Raw genomic sequence first — 17484 nt, 5'->3', positions numbered from 1 at the left:
TGCGCAGCAGCCCCAATGGCTTAGCGCTGAACGGGCGTCGGCCGCTGCTGTTCGGCCCTGCGCCCCAGCACCTCATACACCGACGGATACGCCGGCCGTTCCACATACCGCCCTGCGCCGGCTTCGGCGCGCAGGTCGCCGTCGGCCCAGAGCACCTTGCCCTGGCTGATGGTGTGGCTGGGGATGCCGCGCACGGTGCGGCCTTCGAAGATGTTGAAGTCCACCCGCTGGTGGTGGGTTTGGGCGGAGATGGTGCGGGTGCCCTCTGGGTCCCACAGCACCAGGTCGGCATCGGCACCCACGCGGATGGCGCCCTTGCGCGGGAACAGGTTGAAGATTTTCGCCGTGTTGGTGGAGGTGAGTGCGACGAACTCGTGCATCGACAGGCGCCCGCTGTTGACCCCTGCATCCCACAGCACCGCCATGCGGTCTTCGATACCGGCGGTGCCGTTGGGGATGCGGCTGAAGTCGTCGCGCCCCATGGCTTTCTGCTCGGCGCAGAAACAGCAGTGGTCGGTGGCGGTGGTGTGCAGGTTGCCCGATTGCAGGCCGCGCCACAGCGCCTCCTGATGTTCGCGTGGGCGGAACGGCGGGCTCATCACATAACCGGCGGCGGTGGCCCAGTCCGGGTCACGGTAAACGCTGTCGTCCAGTAGCAGGTGGCCAGGCAAGACTTCGCCGTAAACCGGCTGGCCCTTGGCGCGCGCATAGGTGATTTCATCCAGCGCTTCACGGCTGGAAATATGCACCACATACAGCGGTGTACCAATCGTTTCGGCAATGCGGATGGCGCGGCTGGCCGCTTCACCTTCCACTTGCGAAGGGCGCGAAAGGGGATGTGCCTCTGGCCCGGTCAGGCCCTGGGCCAGCAGCTTTTTCTGCAGGTGGTACACCAGCTCGCCGTTCTCGGCATGCACGGTGGGCACCGCGCCCAGTTGCAGGCAGCGCTCGAAGCTGGCCACCAGGGTGTCGTCGGCGGCCATGATCGCATTCTTGTAGGCCATGAAATGCTTGAAGCTGTTCACCCCATGCTGGGTCACCAGCTCGCCCATCTCTTCGGCCACCTGCTCGCTCCACCAGGTGATGGCGACGTGGAAGCCGTAGTCGCTGGCGCTTTTCTGCGCCCAGCCGCGCCAGGTGTGGAAGGCCTCAAGCAAGGATTGCTGCGGGTTGGGGATGACGAAGTCGATGATTGATGTGGTGCCGCCGGCCAGGCCCGCAGCGGTGCCGCTGAAGAAGTCCTCGCTGGCCACGGTGCCCATGAACGGCAACTGCATATGGGTGTGCGGGTCGATGCCGCCGGGCATCAGGTACTGGCCGCTGCCATCGAGAATCTCGCAGTCGGTGGGCGGTTCGAGGTTTTGCCCGATGGCGCGAATCAGGCCATCGGCACACAGGACATCGGCGGGGTAACTCTCTTCGTGGGTAACCACGGTGGCGCCACGGATCAACAGGGACATGCCGTTTTCCTCGCAGGCTGACCGGTCTTGGCCGGTTCTTGGAATTGTCTTGGGTGCAGGCAGGCAGGGCGGTTAATCCTGTCAGTCCTGACAAGATTCGAGGCTAGATGCTGATCTGGAAATCAGCAAGAAAATTTTCTCATTAAATTTGTGGTCTTTAACTATTTGATATTTAACATTTATTTTTTAATGACCTGCTGACTGCGGGGCTTTCAGAGGTTTTTGACTTACTTGACAAGATGGAATTCTGGTCAAGATTTCTAAGCACCAATGCGCGTGTGTACTCCGGCCATCGAATTAGCCCGATGAGCAAACAACTACAAGAAAATCTGGAGAAGGCCCCATGCAACAGAGCAGATCGGAAGTGGTCGAGCAAAATGGCCTGTTCGAGCTGTCCGAGGGTAGCGATGTCCTCGACAGCCCGCGCTACAACCACGACATCGCACCGACCAAGGTGCATCAGCGCACCTGGAACAAATGGCACATCACCGCCCTGTGGGTAGGCATGTCCATCTGCGTACCCACCTACACCTTGGGCGGCGTGCTCACCGCCTACTTTGGCCTCAGTGTCGGCGAAGCGTTGCTGGCAATCCTGCTGGCCAACGTGATCGTGCTGATACCGCTTACCCTCAACGCCTTCCCCGGTACCAAGTACGGCATACCGTTCCCGGTGTTGCTGCGCTCGTCGTTCGGCATCCTGGGCTCCAACGTACCGTGCCTGATTCGCGCGGTAGTCGCCTGTGGTTGGTTCGGTATCCAGACCCTGTTCGGCGGGCTGGCCATTCACCTGTTCCTCGGCTCGGTGTTCGACGGCTGGAAGGCCCTGGAGGGCACCGGTGAGGTGATTGGCTTCATGATTTTCTGGTGCCTGAACCTGTGGGTGGTACTGCGCGGCGCCGAGTCGATCAAGTGGCTGGAAACCCTCTCGGCACCGCTGCTGGTGGCGGTGGGCGTCGGCCTGCTGTTCTGGGCCTTGCCGCACATGTCGATGACCGAACTGCTGGCGCAGCCGCCCAAGCGCCCCGAAGGGGCGAGCGTGGTCAGCTACTTCTGCGCCGGGCTTACCGCCATGGTCGGCTTCTGGGCCACGTTGTCGCTGAACATTCCCGATTTCAGCCGCTACGCCCGCAGCCAGAAGGACCAGATTCTTGGGCAGATCTTCGGCTTGCCGCTGACCATGTTCCTGTTCGCTTCGCTAGGTGTGGTGCTGACCGCCGCCTCGGCGTCGCTGGTGGGCGAAACGGTGTCCGACCCGGTCAGCCTGATCGGCAAGATCCACAGCCCGTTCTGGGTGGCCCTGGCCATGGCGCTGATCGTGATCGCCACGCTGTCGACGAACACGGCGGCGAACATCGTGTCGCCGACCAACGACTTCCAGAACATCGCCCCTCGGCTGATCGGGCGCAGCCGCGCGGTATGGCTGACTGGCTTCATCGGCCTGGCCTTGATGGGCCATGAGCTGCTGAAGAAGCTGGGGTTGATCGTCTCCGACCTGAGCCTTGAGAGCGTGTATTCCAACTGGCTGCTGGGCTATTCCAGCCTGCTGGGGCCGATTGCCGGGATCATGGTGGTGGACTACTTCCTGATCCGCCGGCAGCAGCTGGACCTGGCTGGGCTGTACCGCGACGACGTGTACCCGGCGTGGAACTGGGCCGGGTTTGCCGCCTTCGCCTTGCCGGTGGGGCTGACGGTGTTGGCAATTGGCAACAGCAGTTTCAGCTGGTTCTACGACTACGGCTGGTTTACCGGCTCGCTGCTGGGTGGGGCGCTGTACTACGTCTTCGCCGGCCTGGCGGCACGCAACCCAGTGGGAGCGGGCTTGCCCGCGAAGAGGCCCGCACCAACAACAAAAAAAGCCTGAAGGAGATACCCGTGACCCCCGTCAAAGAGATCCTGAAGACCACCGCCCAGCACGTCGACAGCAACCGGCTGTGGCAATCGCTGATGGACCTGGCGCGCCTCGGTGCCACCGCCAAGGGCGGCGTCTGCCGCCTGGCCTTGACCGACCTCGACCGCCAGGCTCGAGACCTGTTCGTGCAGTGGAGCGAGGCCGCTGGTTGCACGGTCAGTATCGACGCGGTCGGCAACATCTTCGCCCGCCGCCCTGGGCGTAACCCCAAGCTGCCACCGGTGATGACCGGCAGCCATATCGACACCCAACCCACCGGCGGCAAGTTCGATGGCTGCTTCGGGGTGATGGCCGGGCTGGAGGTGATCCGCACCCTCAACGACCTGGGCGTGGAAACCGAAGCACCGCTGGAAGTGGTGGTGTGGACCAACGAGGAGGGTTCACGTTTTGCGCCCTGCATGATGGGTTCAGGCGTGTTCGCCGGCAAGTTCACCCTTGCGGACACCCTGGCCAAGCGCGATGCCCAGGGTGTCAGCGTTGGCGAAGCGTTGAACGCCATCGGCTACGCTGGCCCGCGTGCGGTACTGGGCCATCCGGTGGGGGCCTATTTCGAAGCGCATATCGAGCAGGGGCCGATTCTGGAGGACCAGGCCAAGACCATCGGCGTGGTCCTTGGCGCCCTGGGCCAGAAGTGGTTCGACCTGACCCTGCGCGGCGTCGAAGCCCACGCCGGCCCAACGCCCATGCACCTGCGCAAGGACGCCCTGGTAGGCGCTGCCGCCGTGGTGGAGGCGGTCAACCGCACCGCCCTTGGCCACCAACCGCATGCCTGTGGCACGGTAGGTTGTCTGCAGGCGTACCCAGGGTCGCGTAACGTGATCCCGGGCGAAGTGCGCATGACGCTGGACTTTCGTCACCTCGAAGGCGAGCAGCTGAATGCGATGATTGCCGAGGTACGCGCGGTGATCGAAGCGACCTGCGCCAAGCATGGCCTGAGCCATGAGCTGGTGCCCACGGCCGACTTCCCGGCGCTGTACTTTGACAAAGGCTGCGTCGATGCCGTGCGCGAATCGGCCAAGGCCTTGGGCCTGCCGCTCATGGACATCGTCAGCGGTGCGGGGCATGACGCGATCTTCCTGGCCGAGCTGGGGCCGGCGGGGATGATCTTCGTGCCGTGCGAAAACGGCATCAGCCATAACGAGATCGAGAACGCCACGCCTGGTGACCTGGCAGCGGGATGTGCGGTGTTGCTGCGGGCGATGCTGGCGGCGTCGGAGGCGATTGCCAGCGGGCGGTTGGCGGCATAGCACCTCGGGCGAACGTCTCTACTGGGCGCGCGCTGTTGATACAGGCTGTCTGAGGTCTGCCAGCAGCGCCTCAATCTGTCGCCTACCTTGCACATGCACCACCGGCACCTGCGGCCCGACAGCCTGGCGCATCGCCTCGATCCCAGGCCGATAGCCCCGATCGAATGTCCACACAAACTTGAGAAACTCCAGAAACGCCCGGTCCAGCCGCTCGCTGCAACCAGCAGGCAGGTCCGGGCGTGGCTTGTTCAGCACACTGCGCAGGATCACCCTTTTCAGGCACGTCAGCTGTGGCGTATCCAGCCAGATGACCAGGTCGGCCCGGGGCAAGCGCAGGTCGAAGGTGCGGCGAGCATAGTTGCCCTCACATACCCAGGCTTCCCCGGCAACCGCTTCGCGCACGCGGGCGCGGAACGTCTTGGCATCTGCCTCCACCCAACCGGCCTCCCAGAACAGCGTGTCGAGGTGCACCACGGGCGCCCCCAACCGTGCGCCAATCTGCCGGGCCAGGGTGGATTTACCACTGCCGGCGTTGCCCAGTATCACGATGCGTTGCATGGCCAAGTCCTTTTGGAAAAAACCGGCCATGCTAAATCATCCGACCGGCTCAAGACAGCCATCACGGCCAAGGTGATAGCGCTGCAGGTCCTGCGCCAGGGTCAGCTGCCTGCTGTAATGGGCGAGGGCCTCGTCGCGCACGTTGTCGATGTTGGGGCTACGCCTTGGGTCGCTTTGGTAACGGGCGCTGAAATGCGTCAGTACCAGGTTGCGCACACCAGCGCCCTCGGCAAAGCGCGCCACTGCAGCGGCGGTGCTGTGGCCGAACGTGACCCCGGTGCGTTCGACCACCGCCTGGGTGAACGTGGCCTCATGCACCAGTACGTCCGCACCCTTGGCGACGTCGGCCAGCAGCTCGGGGTTGTCGTTGTCCCCGCACACGATCACCCGCCGTGGCGGGCGTGACGGGCGCAGGTAGTCGTGACCGTCCAGCAACTGCCCGTCGTGCTGCACCGTCAGGCCTTTGGCCAGTTCGCCCCACAGCGGGCCACGGGGGATACCTTCGGCTTGCAGCCGCTGGGTGTCCAGGCGGGGTTCGGGGTTGAGTTCAGTGAACACGAAGCCCACGCTGGGCACCCGGTGCGACAGTTGCACGGTGGTCACCTGCAGGGCCTCGTTGCGCCATTCGGCCAGTTCCTCCACGGCCAACAAGCGCAGTTCGAATGGCAGGAACGTGTCGCTGGCCACCAGGCCCTGGCGTACCCAGTCGTGCAGCGCGACGGGCAAAATCAGCTCCAGCGGCTGGGTGCGCCCGCTCATGCCAGCGCTGGCCAGCAGGCCGGGCAAGCCGAAGCAATGGTCGCCATGCACGTGGGTGATGAAGATTGCACGCAGGTCGCGGATCGACAGTGGCGTATGCAACAGCCGGTGTTGGGTGCCTTCGCCGCAATCGACCAGGTACCAGTGGCTGCCGTTGGTTTCGATCACGGCCGTGGCGCTGACATTGCGTGCCTTGGTCGGCACCCCGGCAGAGGTGCCAAGGAACAGCAGGTCCATGGTTCAGGTTCCCTTTTTCAGCTCAACAGCGACAGGTCGCGCAGCAGGGCCTGCAGCCCTTGTGGCACCAGCGGGCCAATGCGTGCGAAGTCGGCGCTGTCGCACCAGCGCGCACGGAACGGGCTGCTGTCGGACTCCTGGCCGTCAAGCCAGTCTTGCTGGTACAGGCTGGCATCATCGAAGCGCGCGTCATACACCTGCACGATCTCATGCCCTGGCTTGCCGGCATAGGTGAACAGGCTTTCCAGGGTGCCGAGCAGTTTTACCGCGCTGATCGGCTGGCCCAGCTCCTCGGTGATTTCCCGGGCGATGGCGTCGCGGCCCAGCTCACCGAACTCGATACCGCCACCCAGCGGGCGGCACAGGGTCTGCCCACTGGACGGGTCGTCGAACACGTTGACGAGGATCTTGCCCTGATGGTGGAACACACACAGGGCAAGAAAGCGGATGCGCGGTGTTGGCAGCGGTTGGGGCGTCACGGGCTCGTTCCTTCGAGGCGATAAAGGGCGCACACCATAGCCCGATTGCCACCTGCCGTCGACGGCCTGCTAGTCGCCCTGGCGCCAGATGAGCTTGCTGGTGTCATAGCCTTGCTCGCGAGCGATCGTCAACAGTTGCTCGCGCTGTTGGTCGGTGACCGCCGGCGTGCGCGAAAGCAGCCACAGGTACTCACGGTTGGGGTGGCCGACCAGCGCCACGCGGTAGTCCTTGTCGTGGTACAGCACCCAGTACTCGCCCTTGGTCAGGCCCGGTGCCAGGCGGCTGAACCAGTTGTCGAAGCGTACCCACAGCTTGTCGGTGCTGCCCGGTTGCTGGGCCTCGGCGATGCCCTTGGCTTCATTCCATTGGCCGTCCTTTTCCTTGCAGCGGTTGGTCACGTCGATGCGGCCATCGGTACGCAGGCCATAGTGCGCCTCGGACTGCACGCAGTTGCGCTGGAAAAACATGGGCAGCCGTGCCAGTTCGTACCAGGTGCCCTGATAGCGTTGCAGGTCCACCTGCTGGGTGCGCGGCGGTGCCGGGTGATCGTTGCCAGCGCAGCCGAGCAGGGCCAGGGTCATGCAGGAAAGCAGCAGCGTGGTACGTAGCGCCATGGTGAACCTCCTTGAGGCGGATGGGGGCTTACCTGTGTTTCGATGCGGGCGCGGGGCAAAAGTTGTACGCGTTTACCTTTATTCGAATGAGCCGGTCTGCACTTGACCTGCGCGCACGTAGCGGGCGATGACCACGCCCTTGGGTGAGACCACCCAGTGCTGCAGGGTGAAAGCCGCCGCTGCCGCATCATTGCCGAACAGGCGTTTACCGTGGCCTAGCAGCAAGGGGTGGATCAACAATTGCAGTTCATCGACCAGGTCGGCCGCCAGCAGTTGCTGCACAAGGTCGGCGCTGCCCTGGGTCAGCAGGTTGGCGCCGTCTTGCTGTTTAAGTGCGCTTACCGCTGCGGCTACGTCCCCGCCAAGCGGGTGGCTGTTGTGCCACTCGAGGGTAGCAGGGATGTGGGTGGCTACGTGCTTGGGTACGCTGTTGAACAGGTTGGCGATGGAGAAGTCTTGCGAGTCGTCTTTTATTTTTGGCCAGTAGCCAGCAAAGATGTCATACGTGCGCCGGCCGAGCAGCAACTCGAAGGGCTGGCTGAACAATGCCTGCATGGCCTGGCCGAAGACTTCTTCGGCGTAGGGCACGATCCAGCCGCCGTAACTGAAACCGCCGCTGGTGTCCTCTTGCGGGCCACCGGGGGCTTGCATGACGCCGTCGAGGCTGATGAAGGCGGCTACGATGAGTTTGCGCATGGGGACTCTCCGGTTGGCAGCCTGGGGGTGGCGGCCTTCATGGGTAGTCGAATGGCAAAAGGCAAAATCGACAGGGTTGACCTGTGCCGGCCCCTTTCACGGGCTCACCCGCGAAAGGGCCGTTACAAACTCACAGCCAGTAGGTCACTGCCCACCATCCCAGCCCACCCATCACTACGGTATAGGGCAACGCCATCCACACCATCCGGCCATACGACAGTCGGATCAACGGCGCAATCGCCGAGGTCAGCAGAAACAGAAACGCCGCCTGCCCGTTAGGCGTCGCCACGCTGGGCAGGTTGGTGCCGGTGTTGATCGCCACCGCCAGCGTTTCGAAATGCTCGCGGCTCATGCCGCCATTGAGAAATGCCTGTTTCACTTCGGTGATATAGATAGTGGCGACGAACACGTTGTCGCTTATCGCCGACAGCAAACCGTTGGCCAGGTACAGCATGCCCGGTTGCTGCTCGGTCGGCAGAGTCAGCACCCAGCTGATCAAGGGGCTGAACAGTTGCTGCTGGTGAATTACTGCGACCACGGCGAAAAACACCACCAGCAGCGAAGTGAACGGCATGGCGTCCTGGAAGGCACGGCCCAGGCGGTGTTCGTCGGTGATACCGGTAAAGGCCGTGATCAGCACGATCACCATCAGGCCAATCAGGCCGACCTCGGCCACATGCAGCCCCAGGCAGATGATCAGGATCAGCGCAGCGAGCCCTTGCACCCATAGTGCGATGCGTTGCGCCTGAGTGCGCGCGGCGTCGTCTTCGGCCGCATAGGCGGCCAGCACCTGGCGTACCGGCTCGGGCATCAACGTGCCATAGCCGAACAGGCGCAGCTTTTCCAGCAGCACGCAGGTCAGCAGGCCGGCACCCAGCACCGGCAGCGACACGGGGGCCACCTTGAAGAAGAAATCGGCGAAGTGCCAACCCATTTCGTGGCCGATCAGCAGGTTCTGCGGCTCGCCCACCAACGTGCAAACCCCGCCCAGGGCGGTGCCCACCGCGCCATGCATCAGCAGGCTGCGCAGGAAGGCGCGGAACTGGTCGAGGTCTTCGCGGTGCAGCTGGGCGACCTGCTGGTCGCTGTCCAGTGCACTGTCTTCACGCGGATTGGCCCCGGACGCGACGCGGTGGTACACCGCATAGAAGCCGACGGCGGCGCTGATGATTACCGCCGTCACGGTCAGCGCATCGAGAAACGCCGAAAGAAACGCCGACAGCACGCAGAATAGCAGCGACAGGATTGCCTTCGAGCGCACCCCAAGCAGGATGCGCGAGAACAGGAACAGCAGCAGCTCCTTCATGAAGTGAATGCCGGCCACCATGAACATGAGCAGCAGAATCACCGGGAAGTTGTGTTGCAGTTCCTCGTACAACGCCTGTGGTGTGGTCATTTGCAGCAGCAGGGCTTCGACCAGCAACAGGCCGCCGGGCATCAACGGGTAGCACTTCAGCGCCATGCCCAAGGTGAAGATGAACTCGAGCACCAGTGCCCAGCCGGCCGCAACCGGGCCTACGGTTACCAGCAGCAGCGGGTTGAGCACCAGGAACAGGCAGATAATCGCCTTGTACCAAAGCGGCGACTGGCCCAGAAAGCCATGGGCGAGGGCGCCGGTCAGGGAGCGTGACATGAATATGTATCCTTATAATTCGGCGATGGCGCACGGTGCCGTATCAGCACGACTTAGGCAAGTCGTGCAGTCCCGCTTTTGGCACAAGTGCGGTCATCGGGCTGGGTTAACATCCGGGCCATGAACCTTTCACCCGCAGGAGTGCCGCCCGTGACCGAGTACAGTGCATTCAAGGTCGAACTGACCGACAACATCGCCCACGTTCAGATCAACCGCCCGGAAAAGGTCAACGCGATGAACGCGGCCTTCTGGGATGAGATCGTCGAAATCTTCCAGTGGATCGACGACACCGATGCCGTGCGCGCCGTGGTAGTCAGCGGTGCCGGCAAGCACTTCTCTGCCGGTATCGACCTGATGATGCTGGCGTCCCTGGCCGGGCAGATGGGCAAGGACGTGGGCCGCAATGCGCGTTTCCTGCGCAAGACCATCCAGCGCCTGCAGGCCTCGTTCACTGCCGTGGACAAGTGCCGCAAGCCAGTACTGGCCGCCGTGCAGGGCTATTGCATCGGCGGCGCTATCGACCTTGTCTCGGCCTGCGACATGCGTTACTGCAGCGTTGATGCGCAGTTTTCGATCAAGGAAATCGACATGGGCATGGCGGCCGATGTCGGTACACTGCAACGTTTGCCACGTATCATCGGCGACGGCATGATGCGTGAGCTGGCCTTCACCGGGCGCAATGTGGCGGCCGACGAGGCGCTGCGCATAGGCCTGGTCAACCGGGTTTATGATGATCAGGCCGCACTGATGGACGGTGTCTTTGCCATCGCCCGCGAAATTGCCGCAAAATCGCCAATCGCCGTGGCCGGCACCAAGGAAATGCTCAGCTACATGCGTGACCATCGCATCGACGATGGCCTGGACTACATCGCCACCTGGAACGCCGCGATGCTGCAATCCGAAGACTTGCGCGTGGCCGTGGCGGCGCACATGAGCAAACAAAAACCGACGTTCGCCGACTGATCGGGCCGGGGGACGCGCAGTAAAGGAACCCCCCGACATGTCAGCACGCTGGACTACCGCAGTACTCGACCCGCAAATCACCGGTGGGCTGGCCGTGGCCCGCAGCCCGGACGGGTTTCTGGTGGACGCCAACGGCGCGCTGTTCCCCCGCGACTGGCTCAAGCGCCAGGACCTCGATGTGCTGTGCGAGCACGGCATCGGCCATTTTGACGGCCAGCCGGTGTTCCTGCTGGAACTGCGCAGCGCCACCGATGTACCCGGCTGCAGCTGGCGCGGCCTTCGCGCCTTCATGCTCGAAGGCGACTTCGACACCTACAAGGTGCTGGGCTACGCCGCGCAAATCGGCACCTGGGCCCGCGAGCACCGCTTCTGCGGCAGCTGCGGCCAGGCCATGACGCAAATTCGCTGGGAGCGGGCAATGTATTGCCAGCCCTGCGACCTGCGCAGCTACCCGCGCATCTCGCCGAGCATGATCGTTTTGGTGACCCGTGGCGATGAAATCCTGCTGGCGCGTTCGCCACGCTTCGTCACCGGGGTGTACAGCACCTTGGCAGGTTTTGCAGAGCCGGGTGAATCGGCCGAGGACTGCCTGGTGCGTGAAGTGCGAGAAGAAGTGGCGGTTGAGGTGCAGAATATTCAGTACGTCGGCAGCCAATGCTGGCCGTTCCCGCATTCGATGATGCTCGGCTTCCATGCTGAGTACGCTGGTGGCGATATCGTCATGCAACCGGACGAGATCGAGGACGCCCAGTGGTTCAGCGTCCACGACCTGCCGCCGCTGCCGGCCGGGCGCTCCATTGCCCGGTATCTGATCGACCTCTACGTGGCGCGCCGCTTAGGCCTGCCCGAACCAGTGCTGCCACGCTAGGCGAACGGTCAACGCCAGTACCACGGTGATGAACACAGGGCGGATGAATTTGCTGCCGCCACTGATCGCCGTGCGTGCGCCGAAGAAGGCGCCGACCATCACCGACAGGCCCATGCACAGGCCGACGATATAGTCCACCTGCCCGGAAATGATGAACACCGTCAGCGCCGCGATGTTGCTGACGAAGTTCATGCTGCGCGCCACGCCGCTGGCGCGGACCAGGTCGATGGGGTACAGCAGCAGGGTGCTGACCGTCCAGAACGCCCCGGTACCCGGGCCGGCCACGCCGTCGTAGAAGCCCAGGGTGAAGCCTTGCGGCACTTGCCACTTCTTCTTGATGGGGGCATCGGCATCCAGCGGCGCCTTGGGCGTGCCACCGAACAGCAGGTAGATGCCACAGGCGAAGACGATGACCGGCAGCATCTTGTTCAGCCATTCGGCGGGCATGTAGTGGGCGATGACCGCGCCGAGCAGTGCCCCGATCAAGGTGGCGAACAAGGCAGGGCGCCACTGCGCCGGGTGGAAGAGTTTGCGCTTGTAGTAGGTGAAACCGGCGGTGGCCGAGCCGAAGGTGGAGCTGAGCTTGTTGGTGCCCAGTACCAGGTGCGGCGGCATGCCGGCGGTGAGCAGGGCCGGGGTGGTGAGCAGGCCGCCGCCACCGGCGATAGCATCGATGAAACCGGCGACGAAGGCGACCAGGGCCAGTATCAGCAGAGTTAGGGGTTCTACGGTGAGTTCGAAGGGCATGGGAGGCTTCAGGCAGTGGGCAGGCAGCACGAGAAAGCTGTGCTTCAGCGGCTATGTTAAAGCCTCTAGACTGTTATTGTCAGTGTGGGTTTCGCATACCCTGTACCTAGCTTGTCCTGGCGGATTTGTTAGCTGAGGTTGGGCTGGCCAGTGAGCGCACGGCAGAGGGTGTGCCAGATGTGGACTGCTGAGCAGGGTAAGCTGACAAGAGACTGTCCAGCATTATTTCTTTTTCCAGCATCTTGAGCTCAAGCTGATCAAAACTTAATTGTTCGAAGGGATCAAGTATCGAGCTGTATTTGATGCTGTTACCATCAATGGAGACGTCGCCATTCGCTATGGCGATATTAAATTTATCCAAGGCTTTGCCAAGGTCTGAGATATTTTTTAGCTCTGCCTTTGTTACGCTTGATTCCGCGATGTTTTGGTATGTTTTTAGTGCTGGATTTTTTTCAATGGCTGCAAGTGCCTTGTCACGACGTTGCATTACTGTTTTGCCCCTGAAACGTGATGTCAAGGCGGAAAGCAGTCCATGGCCTGAAGGATCTTGATGGTTTACTGGGTCTCCGTTGCAATAGGCGTAGGCGTTAACTCCACCTATCCCGAAGGGGCTTGCACTGTCAGGTGAGTAAAATCGCTTGAGTGCAGGACTGTAATTACGGTAGCCATTGCCAAGAGGATAGCAATTTGTAGCGGTGTCTTGACGTTGGCCTGTGAAACCCAGGAAGGACGCAGTGCCGAGGGCTGTGTTGCAATATCCGTAAGCCGTATAGAGTTGTTGATGAATTGTTGTTGGCACGGTCAGGGCCCTCTAGCGGGAGAGGTGATTGAATGAGATTACCCTCGAATAAATTGGGTAGGTGTGCAACTGGTAGATTTGCCAGGTGCATATAGAGATAAGTGTGTTGTCTGTACCGGCCTTTTCGCGGGCACGCCCGCGAAAAGGCCGGTACAGGCTGGGTGCATCAGCTACGGATGAACGCCAGCAAGTCCGCGTTGATCACATCGGCATGGGTAGTCGGCATGCCATGCGGGTAGCCCTTGTAGATTTTCAGCGTGCCATTGGGCAGTAACTTGGCCGACAGCACCCCGGCGTTTTCATACGGCACGATCTGGTCATCGTCGCCATGCATCACCAGCACAGGCTGCTCGATACCCTTCAGGTCCTCCGTGAAGTCGGTCTGGGAAAATGCCACGATGCCGTCGTAATGGGCCTTGGCGCTACCGATCATGCCCTGGCGCCACCAGTTGCCGATGATACCTTCGCTGGCTTCGACACCGGGGCGGTTGTAGCCGTAGAACGGCCCGGCTGGAACATCCCGGTAGAACTGCGCCCGGTTGCTGGCCACCTGGGCCTGGAAACCGTCGAACACCGCCTTGGGCAGGCCGCCTGGGTTGCCGGGCGTTTGCACCATCAGTGGCGGTACGGCAGCGATCAGCACGGCTTTGGCCACCTTGTCTTCCGGGTGTCGGGCTATGTAACGCACCACCTCGCCACCCCCGGTCGAGTGGCCGACATGCACAGCGCCCTGAGTGCCCAGGTGGGCGACCACGGCGGCCACATCGTCGGCGTAGTGGTCCATGTCGTGCCCGTCCCATACCTGGCTGGAGCGGCCATGGCCACGCCGGTCGTGGGCGACCACGCGGTAACCTTGGGCGAGGAAGAACAGCATTTGCGCGTCCCAGTCATCGGCACTGAGCGGCCAGCCATGGTGGAAGTGGATGACCGGGGCATCGCGCGGGCCCCAGTCCTTGTAGAAAATCTGTACGCCATCCTTCATGGTCACATAGCTCACGGTCGGGTCTCCTGTGTGCAGGCACCTAAGGGAGCTATTGAGAATAGGAGAGATTTCAGCGTAGCAAGCGCCCGGCCGTCTTCAGACGCGATCGCGCATTCTGTACCAGGCCTTGGCGGCAGCTTCCAGTGGTGCTGCCAGCAGATCGCCGCCGGGGAACCGGCCGTTGTCGATCCCTTGGTACAGCGTCAGCAGGTCGTCGTCACCGAGGATGGCGTCGCTCACGGCCCGTGCTGCAGCCAGGGTCGGCAGCACGCCGTGGCCGGAGAAGCCCTGCAGCCAGTAGCGCTGGCCTTCGCGGCCGACGTCCGGGGTGCGCTGGATGCTGCAGTCGATATGGCCGCCCCAGGCATAGTCGATGGCTACCCCGGCCAGTTGCGGGAACACCCGCTCCAGGTAGGGGCGGGTGGCGCTGGCGACGTCCTTGGGAATGCCCCCCAGATAAGTGCAGCCACCGCCGAACAGCAGCCGGTGGTCTGGGGTGAGGCGGAAGTAGTCGGGCACGAACTGGTTGTCGATCACGCAGCTGTTGCGCGGCAGCAGCGAACGGGCCAAGTCGGCGTCCAGCGGCGCGGTAGCTACCTGGTAGGAGCCAACGGGCAACAGGCGCCTCGACAGACCACGATCGAGGCGGTCGATGTAGGCGTTGCAGGCCAGCACCAACACCTGGGCGCGTACTTCGCCGTGGTCGGTACGGGCGACAAAGCCGTCGCCAGCCTGGTGGTAACTGAGCACCTGGCTTTGCTCGTAGATGCGCCCGCCAGCAGCCTCGAGGGTGCTGGCCAGGCCTTGCGCCAGTTTCAGCGGGTTGAGGTGTGCCCCTTTGGCGTCGTACAGCGCGGCCTGGTAGCGCGGGCTGTCGACCCATTGCGGCAGCTCGTCACGGCCGATCAGGCGCAGGGCGTCGTAGCCCCACTTGTGTTCGGCCTCGTGCAGGGCTTCTTCAAGTATTTTCACTCGGCGCGGCATGACAGCAGTCCACAGGCTGCCCAGCCGGTAGTCGATATCGAAGCCGTGGCGCTGGGGCAGTTCGCGCATTTCGTCGGCGGCCCAGCACATGCTGGCCCACAACCGTTGGGTACGTTCGATGCCCAGGGCTTTTTCCAGCGGCGGCATGTCGCACGACCAACCCAACAGCGCCTGGCCCCCGTTGCGCCCGGAGGCAGCCCAGGCAACCCGGCTGGCTTCCAGCAATGTGACGCGCTTGCCGGCCTGAGTCAGGCGCAGGGCAGTGTGCAGGCCGCTGAAGCCGGCGCCGATGATGAGTACGTCGGTGTCGTGGGTGCCTTGCAGGGTAGGGCGTAATGGGATGTTGGCGGGGTAGGTCTGGGCGTAGTAGCTGGCGACGTGCTGAGCGGACTGTTTGAACATGCCGGGCTTCCATGAAATTTATTGTGGTTATTTTCATGAAAACTTAGCATGTAAATTTCATGGTGCCAATGTGACGGTCAGGTTGAAGCCTTTTTCCGAGGCTGCCGCGGCTTGCTGGCGGTAGCCTTGCTTCCAGCCGCTTTGCTTTTTCCGCCACCGCGACGCTTCTTTTTCCAGGGAGGCGCCGCCCCGGCCGCCGGCCCGCTGATTGTCATGCGCATGCCACTGCACCGCTCGACCAGCTTGCCCATCCACGTCGACTGCCTGGCGACGAACTCTTCCAGGCTCATCTCACCGCTTTGCACCATGTCCAGCGCCTGCTCCCAGATTGCCGTGGTGCCTGGGTCGGCAATGGCGCGCGGCACGGCGTCGATCAGGCTGAAGGCTGCTGGCGTGGCCGCCAATGCCTTGCCGTTCTTCACCAGGTAACCACGGTCGAGCAGGCCCTGGATAATACTGGCGCGGGTGGCCTCGGTGCCGATGCCGGTGGTTTCCTTGAGCTTCTGTTTCAGTCGTGGATCGTCCACCAGCTTGGCCACGTTCTTCATCGCCTTGATCAGGTCGCCTTCGGTGAACGGCTTGGGCGGCTGGGTCCACAGGTCTTTCAGCTGCAGGCCATGCACTGTGCAGTCCTGGCCTTCGCACAGCGCTGGCAGCACCTGGGCCGGTGGGGCTTCGCGACCCTTGGCTGGCGTCAGCGCTTCGGGCAGGGCACGGCGCCAACCCGGTTCGACAATTTGCTTGCCCACCGCGCGCAGGGCATGGCCAGCGCAGTCGAAGTCGGCCTGGGTACGATCGTACTCATGGTTGGGCAGGAACTGCGCCAGGTAACGGGCGCGGATCAGGGTATACACCGCCTTGTGCTTGGCCGGCAGGCGCGACGGGTCACTGGCGGCGGCAGTGGGGATTATGCCGTGGTGGGCGCTGACCTTGGCGTCGTTCCAGGCCCGTGAGCGGCGTTGCGGCTCGAGGTAGGGTTGCAGCGGCGTGAGGCTGGCATCGGCTCGCTGCAGTGCAGCGAGGATCGCGGGTGCCTCGGCATGCTGGCTTTGCGGCAAGTAGCCGCAATCGCTGCGCGGGTAGGTGATCAGTTTGTGGGTTTCGTACAGGGCCTGGGCAATGTCGAGGGTTTCCTGGGCGCCCAGGCCGAATTTTTTCGAGCACAGCTCCTGCAGGGTGCCGAGGTCGAAGGGCAGCGGCGCGGCTTCGCGGACGCGCTCGGTGGCTACCTTGACGGCCCGGGCAGTGGCGGCATTGCCGATGTCGGTGGCGGCCTGTTGTGCCAGGTCCTGCTTCAGGCAGCGACCCTGGTCGTCGCAGGCGTCTTCGGGGGCGCGCCATTGGGCATTGAAGCGCTGAGCGGCGTGTTCCAGTTGCACCTCGATGGCCCAGAACGGCACCGGCACGAAATCGGCGATGCTGCGGTCGCGGTCGACCACCAGGCGCAAGGTAGGTGTTTGTACCCGGCCCACCGGCAGCACGCCCTGGTAGCCGGATTGGCGGCCCAGCAGGGTGAACAGCCGGCTCATGTTCATGCCGATCAGCCAGTCGGCGCGCGAGCGACCTAGCGCCGAATGGTACAGGTTGAACGTTTCATGGCCCGGCAGCAGGCGCGCCAAGGCCTTGCGGATGGAGGCGTCATCCAGCGCCGACAGCCACAGGCGCTGCACCGGGCCACGGTAGCGGCAATGCTCGACCAGCTCGCGGGCGATCATTTCGCCTTCGCGGTCGGCGTCGGTGGCGATCACCAGCTCCCGTGCTTCGCCGAGCAGGCGCTTGACCGCCTTGAACTGGCTGGCAGTCTTGGGCTTGACCAGCATCTTCCACTTGTCGGGAATGATCGGCAGGTCGGCCAGGTTCCAGCGCTTGTAGCGTTCGTCATAGCTGTCGGGCGGGGCGGTTTCCAGCAGGTGGCCGATGCACCAGGTGACGCAGACGTCGGTGCCTTGCCAGCAGCCGTCGCCTTTGCGGTTGGCGCCGAGCACTTTGGCGATGTCTTTTGCCTGGGAGGGTTTTTCGCAGAGGAACAGGCGCATGGCCGGGGACGCTTTATCGGGGCTGATAGGCCCTAGGATGCGCAAGCAGGGGCGCGGAGGCAAGTTTTATCTGGATGGATGTACAGGTTTTTTGTCAGCAAGGATATACA

16 protein-coding genes and 1 pseudogene are annotated in these 17484 nt (G+C 63.0%); 4 read left to right on the top strand and 13 right to left on the bottom strand.

Translation table 11 applies throughout. From position 1 onward, the window contains the following. Positions 1–20 precede the first annotated feature (20 nt). Positions 21–1460 carry a dihydropyrimidinase gene (gene hydA, locus APH35_RS14575; RefSeq protein ID WP_012273240.1) on the bottom strand — a complete coding sequence of 480 codons (1440 nt, stop codon included), beginning with the start codon at positions 1458–1460 and terminating at the stop codon, positions 21–23. A 343-nt stretch (positions 1461–1803) separates the two neighbouring features. Between hydA and APH35_RS14570 the strand changes: the two genes are divergently transcribed. Both APH35_RS14570 and APH35_RS14565 read left to right on the top strand, forming a co-directional pair. Further along, positions 1804–3321, top strand: a complete 1518-nt coding sequence (locus APH35_RS14570) for an NCS1 family nucleobase:cation symporter-1 (protein ID WP_012273239.1) — start codon at positions 1804–1806, stop codon at positions 3319–3321. An 11-nt stretch (positions 3322–3332) separates the two neighbouring features. Next, positions 3333–4616 (top strand): Zn-dependent hydrolase, encoded by a 1284-nt coding sequence (locus tag APH35_RS14565; RefSeq protein WP_012273238.1) that lies wholly within the window; start codon positions 3333–3335, stop codon positions 4614–4616. A gap of 18 nt (positions 4617–4634) precedes the next feature. On the opposite strand, the gene APH35_RS14560 is transcribed toward APH35_RS14565, so the two are convergent. From APH35_RS14560 to nhaB, 6 genes are all read right to left on the bottom strand, one after another. After that, positions 4635–5174, bottom strand: a complete 540-nt coding sequence (locus tag APH35_RS14560; RefSeq protein ID WP_041166756.1) for an ATPase AAA — start codon at positions 5172–5174, stop codon at positions 4635–4637. 36 nt (positions 5175–5210) lie between these two features. After that, on the bottom strand, positions 5211–6170 hold the full coding sequence (locus APH35_RS14555) for a ribonuclease Z (protein ID WP_060515026.1): 960 nt from the start codon (positions 6168–6170) through the stop codon (positions 5211–5213). 17 nt (positions 6171–6187) lie between these two features. Continuing rightward, positions 6188–6634 carry an NUDIX hydrolase gene (locus APH35_RS14550; RefSeq protein WP_177335375.1) on the bottom strand — a complete coding sequence of 149 codons (447 nt, stop codon included), beginning with the start codon at positions 6632–6634 and terminating at the stop codon, positions 6188–6190. 84 nt (positions 6635–6718) lie between these two features. Further along, positions 6719–7264 (bottom strand): lipocalin family protein, encoded by a 546-nt coding sequence (locus tag APH35_RS14545; protein ID WP_012273234.1) that lies wholly within the window; start codon positions 7262–7264, stop codon positions 6719–6721. 78 nt (positions 7265–7342) lie between these two features. Beyond that, positions 7343–7960, bottom strand: coding sequence for a dihydrofolate reductase family protein (locus APH35_RS14540; protein ID WP_060515024.1), 618 nt, complete (start codon positions 7958–7960; stop codon positions 7343–7345). A gap of 130 nt (positions 7961–8090) precedes the next feature. Further along, a complete protein-coding gene (nhaB, locus tag APH35_RS14535) occupies positions 8091–9593 on the bottom strand; it encodes a sodium/proton antiporter NhaB (protein WP_012273232.1) in 1503 nt (500 codons plus the stop codon). A gap of 150 nt (positions 9594–9743) precedes the next feature. Between nhaB and APH35_RS14530 the strand changes: the two genes are divergently transcribed. Together APH35_RS14530 and nudC are read left to right on the top strand one after the other, a co-directional pair. Further along, positions 9744–10556 (top strand): crotonase/enoyl-CoA hydratase family protein, encoded by an 813-nt coding sequence (locus APH35_RS14530; RefSeq protein ID WP_012273231.1) that lies wholly within the window; start codon positions 9744–9746, stop codon positions 10554–10556. A 37-nt stretch (positions 10557–10593) separates the two neighbouring features. Further along, a complete protein-coding gene (gene nudC, locus APH35_RS14525) occupies positions 10594–11424 on the top strand; it encodes an NAD(+) diphosphatase (protein ID WP_012273230.1) in 831 nt (276 codons plus the stop codon). Here the strand turns inward: nudC and APH35_RS14520 are convergent. The 6 genes and pseudogenes from APH35_RS14520 to APH35_RS14500 all read right to left on the bottom strand — a co-directional run bounded on the left by APH35_RS14520 (position 11392) and on the right by APH35_RS14500 (position 17374). Next, the gene (locus tag APH35_RS14520) at positions 11392–12171 is read right to left on the bottom strand and encodes a TSUP family transporter (protein WP_012273229.1); all 780 of its coding nucleotides are present in this window, start codon (positions 12169–12171) and stop codon (positions 11392–11394) included. The genes nudC and APH35_RS14520 overlap by 33 nt on opposite strands. Before the next feature lie 106 nt (positions 12172–12277). After that, positions 12278–12658 (bottom strand): hypothetical protein, encoded by a 381-nt coding sequence (locus tag APH35_RS29390; RefSeq protein WP_060515023.1) that lies wholly within the window; start codon positions 12656–12658, stop codon positions 12278–12280. 105 nt (positions 12659–12763) lie between these two features. Then, positions 12764–12970 (bottom strand): annotated as a pseudogene (locus APH35_RS29385) (RHS repeat-associated core domain-containing protein); the annotation flags it as partial. A gap of 166 nt (positions 12971–13136) precedes the next feature. Continuing rightward, a complete protein-coding gene (locus APH35_RS14510) occupies positions 13137–13967 on the bottom strand; it encodes an alpha/beta fold hydrolase (RefSeq protein ID WP_060515022.1) in 831 nt (276 codons plus the stop codon). Between the two features lie 81 nt (positions 13968–14048). Continuing rightward, positions 14049–15338, bottom strand: coding sequence for an NAD(P)/FAD-dependent oxidoreductase (locus tag APH35_RS14505; protein WP_060493994.1), 1290 nt, complete (start codon positions 15336–15338; stop codon positions 14049–14051). A gap of 77 nt (positions 15339–15415) precedes the next feature. Next, a complete protein-coding gene (locus APH35_RS14500) occupies positions 15416–17374 on the bottom strand; it encodes a DNA topoisomerase III (RefSeq protein ID WP_060515021.1) in 1959 nt (652 codons plus the stop codon). Positions 17375–17484 lie beyond the last annotated feature (110 nt).

Source organism: Pseudomonas sp. NBRC 111132 (assembly GCF_001320565.1).
Taxonomy (GTDB): domain Bacteria; phylum Pseudomonadota; class Gammaproteobacteria; order Pseudomonadales; family Pseudomonadaceae; genus Aquipseudomonas; species Aquipseudomonas putida_P.
This window is presented reverse-complemented; position numbering and strand designations above follow the sequence as displayed.

Excerpts from the sequence above, each read along its gene's own strand:
- nudC (WP_012273230.1), top strand. The coding sequence starts at position 10,594 with ATGTCAGCACGCTGGACTACCGCAGTACTCGACCCGCAAATCACCGGT.
- nhaB (WP_012273232.1), bottom strand. The coding sequence starts at position 9,593 with ATGTCACGCTCCCTGACCGGCGCCCTCGCCCATGGCTTTCTGGGCCAG.
- APH35_RS14500 (WP_060515021.1), bottom strand. The coding sequence starts at position 17,374 with ATGCGCCTGTTCCTCTGCGAAAAACCCTCCCAGGCAAAAGACATCGCC.
- APH35_RS14505 (WP_060493994.1), bottom strand. The coding sequence starts at position 15,338 with ATGTTCAAACAGTCCGCTCAGCACGTCGCCAGCTACTACGCCCAGACC.
- hydA (WP_012273240.1), bottom strand. The coding sequence starts at position 1,460 with ATGTCCCTGTTGATCCGTGGCGCCACCGTGGTTACCCACGAAGAGAGT.
- APH35_RS14540 (WP_060515024.1), bottom strand. The coding sequence starts at position 7,960 with ATGCGCAAACTCATCGTAGCCGCCTTCATCAGCCTCGACGGCGTCATG.
- APH35_RS29390 (WP_060515023.1), bottom strand. The coding sequence starts at position 12,658 with ATGCAACGTCGTGACAAGGCACTTGCAGCCATTGAAAAAAATCCAGCA.
- APH35_RS14570 (WP_012273239.1), top strand. The coding sequence starts at position 1,804 with ATGCAACAGAGCAGATCGGAAGTGGTCGAGCAAAATGGCCTGTTCGAG.
- APH35_RS14555 (WP_060515026.1), bottom strand. The coding sequence starts at position 6,170 with ATGGACCTGCTGTTCCTTGGCACCTCTGCCGGGGTGCCGACCAAGGCA.
- APH35_RS14560 (WP_041166756.1), bottom strand. The coding sequence starts at position 5,174 with ATGCAACGCATCGTGATACTGGGCAACGCCGGCAGTGGTAAATCCACC.
- APH35_RS14520 (WP_012273229.1), bottom strand. The coding sequence starts at position 12,171 with ATGCCCTTCGAACTCACCGTAGAACCCCTAACTCTGCTGATACTGGCC.
- APH35_RS14545 (WP_012273234.1), bottom strand. The coding sequence starts at position 7,264 with ATGGCGCTACGTACCACGCTGCTGCTTTCCTGCATGACCCTGGCCCTG.